This window comes from Collinsella sp. CLA-ER-H9, assembly GCF_040092295.1.
Taxonomy (GTDB): domain Bacteria; phylum Actinomycetota; class Coriobacteriia; order Coriobacteriales; family Coriobacteriaceae; genus Collinsella.
The window spans coordinates 1-11,095 of the sequence record NZ_JBBNLV010000026.1 but is presented as its reverse complement, the minus strand read 5'-3'; the positions used below and the strand labels follow the sequence as shown (position 1 = coordinate 11,095).

General features: G+C 60.3%; 8 protein-coding genes. 6 read left to right on the top strand and 2 right to left on the bottom strand.

Going from position 1 to position 11,095, the window contains the following annotated elements:
* Window positions 1-659: 659 nt before the first annotated feature.
* The 5 genes from ppk1 (at window position 660) to AAAX73_RS09595 (ending at window position 7,049) form a co-directional block, all read left to right on the top strand.
* Complete coding sequence (gene ppk1 / locus AAAX73_RS09615) at window positions 660-3,233, top strand: polyphosphate kinase 1 (protein ID WP_349125768.1); 2,574 nt, start codon at window positions 660-662, stop codon at window positions 3,231-3,233.
* Between the two features lie 85 nt (window positions 3,234-3,318).
* The gene (gene rlmD / locus AAAX73_RS09610; RefSeq protein WP_118081767.1) at window positions 3,319-4,647 is read left to right on the top strand and encodes a 23S rRNA (uracil(1939)-C(5))-methyltransferase RlmD; all 1,329 of its coding nucleotides are present in this window, start codon (window positions 3,319-3,321) and stop codon (window positions 4,645-4,647) included.
* Window positions 4,648-4,826: 179 nt separating this feature from the next.
* A complete protein-coding gene (locus AAAX73_RS09605; RefSeq protein WP_118081769.1) occupies window positions 4,827-5,369 on the top strand; it encodes a DJ-1 family glyoxalase III in 543 nt (180 codons plus the stop codon).
* Window positions 5,366-5,947, top strand: coding sequence for a Maf family protein (locus AAAX73_RS09600; protein ID WP_055252337.1), 582 nt, complete (start codon window positions 5,366-5,368; stop codon window positions 5,945-5,947). Before AAAX73_RS09605 ends, AAAX73_RS09600 begins: the two co-directional genes overlap by 4 nt.
* Before the next feature lie 100 nt (window positions 5,948-6,047).
* The gene (locus AAAX73_RS09595) at window positions 6,048-7,049 is read left to right on the top strand and encodes a P1 family peptidase (protein WP_055252338.1); all 1,002 of its coding nucleotides are present in this window, start codon (window positions 6,048-6,050) and stop codon (window positions 7,047-7,049) included.
* A gap of 376 nt (window positions 7,050-7,425) precedes the next feature.
* Here the strand turns inward: AAAX73_RS09595 and AAAX73_RS09590 are convergent, their stop codons facing one another.
* A complete protein-coding gene (locus AAAX73_RS09590; protein WP_349125767.1) occupies window positions 7,426-8,457 on the bottom strand; it encodes a glycosyltransferase family 2 protein in 1,032 nt (343 codons plus the stop codon).
* Window positions 8,450-9,652: a UDP-galactopyranose mutase gene (gene glf / locus AAAX73_RS09585; protein WP_118081773.1), complete on the bottom strand. Its 1,203-nt coding sequence runs from the start codon at window positions 9,650-9,652 to the stop codon at window positions 8,450-8,452. Before glf ends, AAAX73_RS09590 begins: the two co-directional genes overlap by 8 nt.
* A 231-nt stretch (window positions 9,653-9,883) precedes the next feature.
* On the opposite strand from glf, the gene pta reads away from it, so the two are divergent.
* Window positions 9,884-10,864, top strand: coding sequence for a phosphate acetyltransferase (pta, locus tag AAAX73_RS09580; RefSeq protein ID WP_055252341.1), 981 nt, complete (start codon window positions 9,884-9,886; stop codon window positions 10,862-10,864).
* Window positions 10,865-11,095 lie beyond the last annotated feature (231 nt).

Genomic DNA, 11,095 nt, shown 5'->3' with positions numbered 1-11,095 from the left:
CGAGCTCGTCGGGCGGCAGGTTGAGGAGCTCGTCGCCGGGACGGTGCAGGCAGACCTTCCTGAGCTTGCCGATCTCGGAAGGCACGTGCAGACCTTTCGTCATGGCCTCCTACCTTTCTTTCGGGCCTTACTGGCCGAATGTATCAGCGCCCCTCCATATGGGACGCTGCTTGCTGACAGCTCTAGTTATATCCAAATTCCATTCGTAATGCTACCTCGCCCCCGAACGGTCAGCAAAGTACGATGAACGGTATATCGCATATGATTTCCCATGATGCACTTCAGTTTCGTAAAGCAGATTTTCCTAGGTAAACGTTATTTTTCTAGGAAATCAAGCTTGAACACTCAAAGTTATCCATGATTCAAAATTGCATAGTGAAAACGGTTTTCTGCATATAAATGACGCTTGCCCTCGATTCGACCTACATTCGATTATATTCAGCTTGCTATCATTCTTATTCATACATTCTCACCAGTTGAGTGAGGATATAGATCGCTTGCTCAAAGCACCGGACGTTAGTGCTTCGGCTTGTCAGCGTAAGAAGTAGGTAAAGATACCGTTCACGCGATACGTCCGTGCCAGCGGTCGACTAAATTGAGACAATAGTGAATTAGAGTTAGGCTACCGTCCCCTGCGGGGACTGAACGGACAGATGCATATGCCGAGCAAAATCGAAAAGAAACAAAAGGCCGCTAAGCTGCGCAAGCCGCCGCGCGACTTCTCGTACACGCAAAACCGAGAGCTTAGCTGGCTGCGCTTTGACAACCGCGTGCTTGACGAAGCCTTCGACGAGACCGTTCCGCTGTTCGAGCGTCTAAAGTTCGTGTCGATTTTCGAGTCTAACCTCGACGAGTTTCTCATGGTGCGTGTGGGCGGCCTGTCCGATCTTGCAGAGCTCAAAAAACAGCCTGTCGACAACAAGAGCAATATGACCGCCTCCGAACAGGTCGATGCTGTCATGGCAGAGCTGCCCGGGCTCCTTACCCGTTGGGAGTCCATCTTTAAGAGCATCGAGGACAAGCTCGACGCTCTGGGCGTTCACCGCGCCCGCATCGATTCGCTTACGCCCGAGGAGCGCACCTTCGTAACCCGCTACTTCCAAGCCTACGTGTCGCCGGTCATCTCGCCGTTGGTCATTGACCCGCGCCATCCCTTCCCCAACCTGCGCAACGGCGCACTCTATCTGGCTTGTGGCCTGGACGGCGTCACCGACGAGGAGAGCCTGCTGGGCCTTATCGAGATTCCCACCTCGATGAACCGCGTGGTCGAGATCCCCTCGCCCACCGGCACCTACTCCTACATCTTGCTCGAGGACGTCATCCTCGCCTGCCTGGACAGTTGCTTTGGCTCCTATAAGCCGCTGGACCGCGCGCTGATCCGCGTCACCCGCAATGCCGATATCGACCCGGACGGCGAAGGCGTCGAGGAGGAAGAGGATTACCGCCAGCACATGAAGCGCATCCTCAAGAAGCGCCTGCGCCTGCAGCCGGTGGTGCTCGCCGTATCGGGCTCGCTCGAGAAGGCAACGCTCAAGACCATCCGCAAGGCGCTCGAGCTTTCTCGCCGCTCGGTCTTTACCTGCGATATCCCCCTTGACCTTGGCTACGTCTTTGGCATTGAGGGTAAGATTCCCGAGCACCTGCGCAATGAGCTCCTCTTTACGCCGTTTAAGCCGCAGCCCAATCCCACCATCGATATGGCCCGCTCCATCCGCGAGCAGGTGCTGCAGCACGACAAGCTGCTCTTTTACCCTTACGAGGCAATGAACCCGTTCTTGGACCTGGTGCACGAAGCAGCCTATGACCCCGAGTGTATCTCGCTGCGCATCACGCTCTACCGTGTGGCAAAGCAGAGCCGTCTGTGCGAGTCGCTCATCGATGCTGCCGAAAACGGCAAAGAGGTCACGGTGCTCATGGAGCTTCGTGCCCGCTTTGACGAGCAAAACAACATCGAATGGGCCGAGCGCCTGGAAGAGGCCGGCTGCACCGTTATCTACGGCTCCGAGGGCTTTAAGTGCCACTCAAAGATCTGCCAGCTCACCTATCGCGAGGGCATGGCGCTTACCCGCCTGACGCTTTTGGGTACCGGCAACTTTAACGAGAAGACGGCCAAGCTCTACAGCGACTTTATGCTCATGACCGCGCATCCCGGCATCGGCGAGGACGCCAACCTGTTCTTCCGCAACCTGTCGCTGGGCAACCTGCGCGGCGACTACCGCTTCCTGGGCGTGGCGCCCGTGGGCCTCAAGCCGCTCATCATGCGCGGCCTGGACCGCGAGATTCAGCGCGCCCTTGTCGGCGAGCCCGCCCGCGTGTTCTTTAAGCTCAACTCGCTTACCGACCGCGAGGTCATCGACAAGATTGCCGAGGCATCGTGTGCCGGCGTGCGCGTGGACATGATCATTCGCGGCATCTCGTGCCTCAAGCCCGGTGTTCCGGGCAAGACCGAGAACGTGCACGTGCGATCCATCGTCGGACGTTTTTTGGAGCATGCGCGCGTCTATGCCTTTGGCGTGGACTCGGACATGATCTACCTGAGCTCGGCAGACATGATGACGCGCAACACCGAGCACCGCGTGGAGATCGCCTTCCCCGTGCTCGACCCCACCTGCCGCGCCCTGGTGCACGAGTACATGGGCATGCAGCTGCGCGACAACGTGAAGGCACGCAGCCTGACGAGTGACGGCACCTGGGTTCCGGTGGAGCGCAAAGAGGACGAGAAACCCTTCAACTCGCAGGAAGCTCTGCTGGAGCGCGCGTATCGCAACGCCGAGGCCGCCGCGCAGCAGCGCGCACAGGAGAAGGAACGTGTGGCCGAAAAAGTTATCCAGGACGAGATTGAACATGGGGCGGCTGCCAAACCGGAAGCGGTTGCCGCTCTCCCGGTGAATGAGCCCGAGGCTGCCGCAGAGCCCGCCGTGGAGAAAGCGCCCGAGGCCGCTACTGCGACTCCGGAGCCCGCCGCCGAGGCAAAGCCCGCCCCTGCTCCTGAGCCGCAGCCGGCCACACCCAAGGTCCAAGAGGTCCAGGCGACCGTCATTGAGCCCAAGCCTGCACCTGCACCTCAGCCCGAGCCGCAGGTCACCAAGCCCGCACCCGAGACGAGCGCCCGTCGCGATAAGCCCGCCGGCAAGACCAAGGCCATCGAGCGCCATCGCCCCGGTCGCGTGCGCATAGGCCTGGGCCTGATCGGCCTGGGTCTAAAGACGCTCATTACCGGCAAGACGAAATAGTCGTTTGTAGAAGCGCCCCGCATTTGGGGAAAGCCTCGGATGCGGGGCGCTTTTCCCTGCTACCATGGTGCGAATAACAACGCGAATGACAGGCAGGAATATGAAGCTCACTATAGAATCGATGACCTACGGCGCCGACGGGCTGGCGCACGCCGACAACGGCAAGGCCGTCTTTGTGCAGGGCGCCGTGGCAGGCGACACCGTCGAGGCCGAGGTCGTACAGGACGGCAAGTCGTTCATGCGTGCCCGCACCACCGAGATTCTGGAGCCAAGCCCCGATCGCATTCAGCCTCCCTGCCCCTTCGTGGGCATCTGCGGCGGCTGCTCGTGGGGCAATCTCTCACGCACGGCACAGCTCGCCGCCAAGGAGCAAAACCTGCGCTCCACGCTCGAGCGCATCGGCAAGTTCGCTCCTGAGCAGGTCGATGAGTTGGTACAGCCCATCTGCCACACCAAGGACGACTGGGGCTACCGCAATAAAATCGAGCTCGAACCGACCGTCGTCAACGGTCGCGTGCGTCTTGGCATGCACGGTGTCGACCCCAGCAAAATCGTGACCGTCGATACGTGCCCGCTGTTCGACAAGCGCTTCCCGAAGGCGCTCAAATCGGTCGTCGGCGCACTCAACTATCTAAGCGGCAGCCATGACTTGGGGCTCGAACGCGTGGGCATTCGCGCATCACGCCGCACCAAGGCACTCGAGGTCGCACTCTGGACGCCCACAGGCTCTTTTCCGCGCTCGCAGGTCTCCCGCGTGCTGGCGGACGCCGCTCACCCCACGAGCATCGTGCGCGTGATGAGCAAGGGCGAAAAGAAGGCCCGCCGTGTCTCCAAGGTCGAAATGCTCGCCGGAGAGGGCTCATGGACCGAGAATATCGCCGAGGGTCAGATGCGCTTGTCTGCCCCGTCTTTTTTCCAGGTCAACACCAAGGGTGCCGAGATTTTGATCGAGCTTGTCATGGAAGCACTCGACCCGCAGGAAGACGAGCTTGCCGTGGACCTGTACTGTGGTGCCGGCACCTTTACCCTGCCGCTCGCCCGCCGCTGCGACTTTGTCGCCGCCGTCGAGGCCTACGGCCCCGCCGTGCGCGACCTGCGCCGTAACCTGGAGATCAACAAGCTTGATAACGTCGACGTCATTGGCGGAGACGCGGTGCGCGAGTTCCCCGACCAGGATGCCGACGTCTTGGTGGTCGACCCGCCACGCGCAGGCCTCGCCCCCGAGGCGATCGACCTTATCGCCAGCACGAGTGCTCGCGATGTCGCCTACGTGAGCTGCGACCCGGCCACCCTGGCGCGCGATCTCAAACGCTTTGTCGAAGAAGGCACCTTCTTCCCCGTAAAGATCACGCCAGTCGACCTGTTCCCACAAACCTTCCACTGCGAGACCGTCGTCCACCTTAGGCGCAACTAGACTGTTTGCCCAAGGCCACGCCCGATGATTTTTCTGGGACGGGGATTAAATAATCAATTTGTACCAAATGATTATTTAATCCCCGTCCCTTTTTAAACATTGGGAAATCGAGCGTGGCAAGCGCATGTCTTCGGGGTATAAGACGCCTAATTGTATGCCGCCTTACGAAAGGAACTCTCATGCCCAGCGTTGCCGTTCTCGCCGCCGATGGCTTTGAAACGATTGAATGCCTGACCATGGTCGACGTCATGCGTCGCGGCGGCGTGCGCGCCACGCTCGTCTCGATCATGCCCACGCGCGAGGTCGTGAGCTCGCTGCAGATTCCCGTAACCTGTGATGCGCTCTTTGACGAAATCAACTTTGACGAGTACGACTGCGTCGTGCTGCCCGGCGGCCTGCCCGGTGCCACCAACCTGCGCGCCGACCAGCGCGTCTGCGACGTAGTCTGCGATTTCGCCGCGACCAAGCACGTTGCCGCCATCTGCGCCGCCCCGTTTATCCTGGGCGAGCTTGGTCTACTCGAGGGACGCCGCGCCACGTGCTTCCCCGGCTTTGAGAAGAGCTTCCCCGAGGGCACCTATACCGGCGAGAAGGTCACGCAAGACGGCAATATCATCACCGCTAGCGGCATGGCACAGTCACTCCCCTTTGCCTTGGAGCTGCTGCGCACGCTCGCCGGCGAAAAGGCCGTCGAGAAGGTCGCCGAGGGCATCCAACTATGATTTTGGCTTCGCAATCGCCGCGCCGCATAGAGCTGATGCGCGAGGCGGGCTATAACATTCGCGTAATTCCCGCAGACATCGATGAAACGCCTTTTGATGGCGAAGCTCCGCTTACGCTCGTCGAGCGCTTGGCGCGTGCCAAAGCTGCTGCCGTCGCGGCCGAGCATGCCGAGCCCAACGAACTGACCGTCGCGGCCGATACCATCGTCACCTTCGATGGCATGATTTTGGGTAAGCCGGCAAACGAGGACGAGGCGCGCACCATGCTCCGCGAGCTTTCGGGCCGCACGCACCAGGTGGCGACCGGCGTCTGCATCGTTAAAGCCGGCGACGCTACAGCTCCGCATGCCGCCGAGAGCCTGTCGTTTGTCGATGTGACCGACGTGACGTTCTATGAGCTTACCGAGGAGCAGATCAAGCGCTATGTTGCCTCCGGCGAACCCATGGACAAGGCCGGAGCCTACGGCATCCAGGGCACAGGCGGCCGCATGCTCGTGCACGACATTTCGGGTGACTTCTACAACGTGGTGGGCTTGCCCATCGCCCGCGTCGCACGCGCGATTCAAAAACTCTCGTAATTGCATCTGGCGCTGGGTATCCCCCAGCGCCTACAATTTTGCCGTACCGTACGGATCCCGACCGGGCATAAGGCCCGGCGGAAAACCGATAGGAGATAATATGGACACACTGCTCGAAGCCATCGATGTTTGCAACGTCGATGGCTTTTGCTTTGGCAACTATACGGACGAGGAGGCTGGCACCGGCTGCACCGTAATCGTGGCGCCCGAGGGTGCCACCGGTGGCGTTGACGTACGCGGTGGCGCTCCCGCTTCGCGCGAGACCGACCTGCTGCGCCCCGAAAACACCGTCGATAAGGTCCACGCCGTCTGCCTTTCGGGTGGATCGGCCTTTGGCCTCGAGGCTGCAAGCGGCGTCGCTCGCGAGCTTGAGAGCCGCGGCATCGGCCTTCCCGTCGGCCCCACGCAGGTGCCTATCGTGTGCTCCAGCTGTATCTTCGACCTCGCCTTTGGCGATCCCACCGTGCGCCCCGACATAGAGGCCGGCATCGCCGCCGTGCATGAGGCACTCGACAACACCCCCACCACGCTCGAGCAGGGCAATGTAGGTGCCGGCACGGGTGCCACCGTCGGAAAGCTCATGGGGCCCGCCACCTGCATGAAGGCCGGTCTCGGAGCTGCCGCCGTGGCGCTCGGCCCCGTCAAGGTGGGCGCCGTGGTCTCGGTCAACGCCTGCGGCAACGTCGTCGACCCCTTCACCGGCGAGTGGGTCGCCGGCATGCGCGCCGCAGCCGATAGCGACCAGATCGTCGACATGGAGCTCGCCGCCTTTGCCGCCGCCGGCTCTATGCAGATGCCGCTCGACCGCACCAACACCACCATCAGCTGTATCGTCACCAACGTGGAGCTCACCAAGGCCCAGGCCACCAAGGTCTCCCAGATGGCAGCAGACGCCTACGCGCACGCCATCCGCCCCACACACACCACCAACGACGGCGACACCATCTACACCCTCGCCAGCGGCAAACTGGGAGCCCAGGCAAGCGCCGCCGTTCCCCTAGACCTGCTGGGCATGCTCGCCGTAAGGGCCCTACAGACCGCCATCGTAAACGGAGCCAAAAGCGCCAAAACCTCCCACGGCATCCCCGGCGCCGCGAAGTAATCTCACTCGACCGTCGGTCGGAGGCGGGCGGGCATTACGTTTGCTGCTCTACAGTCCTATGCAAGACGAAGGCCACATTAAGTGGCCTTCTTTGCATGCGGAACTCGCGACAAACGTAATGCCCGCCCGTCTCCGACCGACTTCCAACCTAATTCTTTTCAGCCCAGGCCCCTGTGTACCGCGCGTCTAAGATCTTCAAAATTCAGCTGCCTGACAATCGATTCTTATAGCAGAGGCCCCTTGGCCTTTAGTTTGATACAAGTTCCGCACGAGCCGGAAAGCACTTAATGTGCTTTCCGTGCGAGCAGGACTGTTCGCAGTAGCAAACTAAAGGCCAAGGGGCCCAGTCAACCCATCAGCAGCGATTACTCAGCAGCTAGTTGAATTTGAAGATCTTTGAGGCAAGACGGTATAGGCCGAGTGTGGTTTTGTCACCAGCCCGACCGGGCAGGTTGGTGAAGAAGCCGACCACACCGTAGCGTGCACGACGATACATACGCTCGTCATAGGCCTTTAAATCACTCCACAACGTCTTCAGGCGCTCGTCGGCACAATCCTCGTCGGAAAGCTTAGTGAGCACCGAGCAGATTGCCATCATCATGGTGAAATAGCCCATCATGTACGAGCGCAGACGCGACGACTCGACATCGCTGTACAGGTGGAACGACTCCATCATGATGCGCGTCACGCGAAACTGTTGGTCCAGACGCTTGACCATCGTGGCCTCGTTGACGCTTTGGCCCTCACGGCCGATAAAGTAGCGGTAGAGGTCGATGTCGGCGTAGTACATGGTCTTGCAGCGCGGTAGCGGCACGTAGGCGTAGATGTTGTCTACATAGAACGTGTGCGGCGGCATAGGCAGATTGGACGCGCGCAGCACATCCGTGCGATAGCACAGGCTGTGCATGAGCAGATTCTGGTCCAGACGGAAATGACCAATCTGGTCCCAGGTAAAGATCTTTTTCCGCGGCAGGGCAAACTTGTAGCCAATAGCGGTGTGCGTACCCTCGTAAACCTTCTCGTACACATAGTTCGAGATAAAGAGGTCGACGCGCTGGTCGCGCTCCTCAAAACCGCGAAGGATCGAAAGCATGGTCGACAGGGCTGCGCCATCGAGCCAGTCGTCCGAGTCGACAACTTTGTAGTAGGTGCCCTGTGCCTCGCGCAAGCCCGAAAGGACGGCAATGCCGTGGCCGCCGTTCTCCTGATGCACCGCGCGGATGATTCCGGGGTAACGCGTCTCCCACTCATCGGCCTTGGCCGCCGTCTCGTCCTTGGAACCGTCATCGACGATGATGATCTCGATATCGGTGGCGTAATTGCTCCCCTCCAGAATGGAGGTGATGCAATGGTCCATGTCCTTGGCGGCGTTATACGAGGGAATACCGAATGATATGACTTTATGCATGGCAGGCGATAATCTCATCCGAAAGATCGAGGGCGGAGTTGGTCACGGCATCCATATCGTAGTAACGATACTCGGCCAGGCGACCCACCGGGTGGAAGTTCGTCAGGTTCTGAACGCGCTCAAGATAGCACTCATAGAGCTCACGGTTCTCGGGCTCCAGAATGGCGTAGTACGGCGTCTCGCCCGAGCCGGGCGTATAGGCCTTGGAGTACTCCTTCATGATGGTGGTCTTGCCGGGCAGGACCTGACCGGTCATGTTCTTGAACTCGGTGATACGCGTGTAATCCTCGCTCGTGGTGTAGTTGACGGTGCCCACGGGCTGGAACTGGTCCATATCGAGCGTCTCGAACTTCATGTCGAGCGTACGGTACGGCAGAGCGCCCAAGTCGAGGTTGAACAGCTCGTCGAGCGGACCGGTGTAGACGATCTCGCCGCCATAGACCTTGCCGTCGATCTTGACGGTGGTCTCGTCGATCTCGAAGAGATCGCGGGCGTCCACGTCGCAGAACACATCAATCAGATCGTGGTCGAGCATGTGCTCGAACAGCGCGGTATAGCCGTCCTGCGGCATGCCCTGGAAGGGAGCCTGCGGGAAGTAGCGGTCATCGTCGCCCACAAAGACGGGAACGCGACCGGTGATCGAGGGATCGATCTGGTCGGGCGTCTGGCCCCACTGCTTCATGGTGTAATGCAAAAAGACGTTCTCGTAGACGTAATCGGCGACCTCGGCAAGATCCGGGTCGTTCTTCTTGCGCAGCTCCATGATGGGCACCTTGACGTCCTTGCCAAAGGTCTCCACGAGCTTCTGATACAGCTCCTCGCCGCGCTCGTCGCCAAAGGCGAGCTTGAGGCTCGCGTGGTTAAAAGGCACGGGCATGAGGGTGCCGTTGATGTTGGCAAGCACCTTGTGCTGGTAGTCCGTCCACTTGGTAAAGCGCGACAGGAAATTGTGGACGCGCTCATTAAAGGTATGGTAGATGTGCGGACCATACTCGTGGACCAGGATTCCGGCCTCATCAGCGCAGTCGTAGGCGTTACCCGCAATGTGGCTACGGCGCTCCAGAACGGCAACACGATAGCCGATGGTCTCGGCGAGACGGCGGGCACAAACGGCACCGGCATAACCGGCACCGACGACAATCATGTCGTATGCGCCGGCGTTAAAGCCTTCAGGCAGGCCTGAGGTAATCTGCATCGATACTCCTTGTCAAAAGCCACGGGCTCGTTAGCTGGGCTTTTCTCGAACATTCTTCGAGACATATTTATCAGAGCGATTATAGCGCTAATGCGTCCTATAATGAGCTTGCCACACAAGGAAAGCTCAAGCACCGCGGCGAACATAATTGAAAGGTAAACCCGCTAGCAGCGGGTTTATTCGTGAACAGCCGGGCGCCTGGAGCTTAGCGAAACGCTTGTAAGGAGTAACATGAGCGATTTCCTAAACCGTATGAAGTCTGCCGCCAAGGCCGACCTTAAGACGATCGTCCTGCCCGAGGGCGAGGATCCGCGCACCATCGTCGCAGCCACCAAGATCATCGAGGAGGGCCTGGCAAAGATCGTCATCCTGGGTAACCCCGACGAGATCAACGTTCCCGGCGCTACCGTCATCGATCCGCGCAATGCCGAGAAGCACGAGGAGTACGCGCAGAAGTTTGCCGAGCTCCGCGCCAAGAAGGGCGTCACCATCGAGCAGGCTCGCGCCCAGGTGATGGACGCTACCTACTTTGGCACCATGATGGTCAAGATGGGCGATGCCGACGGCCTGGTCTCCGGCGCCTGCCACTCCACCGCCGACACCCTGCGCCCCGCGCTGCAGATCCTCAAGACCGCCCCGGGCACCAAGCTGGTCTCGGCCTTCTTCGTGATGTGCACCGACACCCCGCAGTTCGGCACCGACGGCACGCTGATCTTCGCCGACTGCGGCCTCAACATCAACCCGTCCTCCGACGAGCTCTCCGAGATCGCCATCGCCTCCGCTCACTCCTGGTCCACCTTCATGGGCAACGTTGAGCCGCACGTGGCCATGCTCTCCTACTCCACCATGGGCTCCGCCGGCGGCGAGGTCGCCAAGAAGGTCCAGGAGGCCGTAAAGTTCTGCCACGAGAAGGCTCCCGAGCTCGCCATCGATGGCGACCTGCAGCTCGATGCCGCTATCGTCCCCACCGTCGCCCAGCTCAAGGCTCCCGGCTCCTCCGTTGCCGGCAAGGCCAACGTGCTGGTGTTCCCCGACCTTGAGGCCGGCAACATCGGCTACAAGCTCGTCCAGCGCTTCGCCGGCGCCGACGCCTACGGCCCCATCCTGCAGGGCATCGCCAAGCCGGTCAACGACCTTTCGCGCGGCTGCTCTGCCGACGACATCGTGGGTGTCGTTGCCATCACCGCCGTCCAGGCTCAGATGGCTGAGTAGCGGACATATCCCCTCGGGACCCTACAGGGTAAAGCTCTGAAAACGTCCTCGGACATGTCGGAAGCCCCCGCTGCGCGCTACGCGCGGCGGGGGCTTCTTTCGTCCTGACGCTCCTATTTGGCAAGGTGTTTTTTAGAATCCTTTTTGCGCTCGGCCTCGAAGGCCTGCCTGTCCCAATCGAGCGGAAGTCCGGCCTCGACCCATGCCTCGTAGGCCCTCCTTATGGGCTTG

Bases quoted from the DNA above. Each gene is read 5' to 3' on its own strand.
- AAAX73_RS09600 (WP_055252337.1), top strand. From the start codon at position 5,366: ATGATTTTGGCTTCGCAATCGCCGCGCCGCATAGAGCTGATGCGCGAG.
- rlmD (WP_118081767.1), top strand. From the start codon at position 3,319: ATGACAGGCAGGAATATGAAGCTCACTATAGAATCGATGACCTACGGC.
- AAAX73_RS09595 (WP_055252338.1), top strand. From the start codon at position 6,048: ATGGACACACTGCTCGAAGCCATCGATGTTTGCAACGTCGATGGCTTT.
- AAAX73_RS09605 (WP_118081769.1), top strand. From the start codon at position 4,827: ATGCCCAGCGTTGCCGTTCTCGCCGCCGATGGCTTTGAAACGATTGAA.
- ppk1 (WP_349125768.1), top strand. From the start codon at position 660: ATGCCGAGCAAAATCGAAAAGAAACAAAAGGCCGCTAAGCTGCGCAAG.
- glf (WP_118081773.1), bottom strand. From the start codon at position 9,652: ATGCAGATTACCTCAGGCCTGCCTGAAGGCTTTAACGCCGGCGCATAC.
- AAAX73_RS09590 (WP_349125767.1), bottom strand. From the start codon at position 8,457: ATGCATAAAGTCATATCATTCGGTATTCCCTCGTATAACGCCGCCAAG.
- pta (WP_055252341.1), top strand. From the start codon at position 9,884: ATGAGCGATTTCCTAAACCGTATGAAGTCTGCCGCCAAGGCCGACCTT.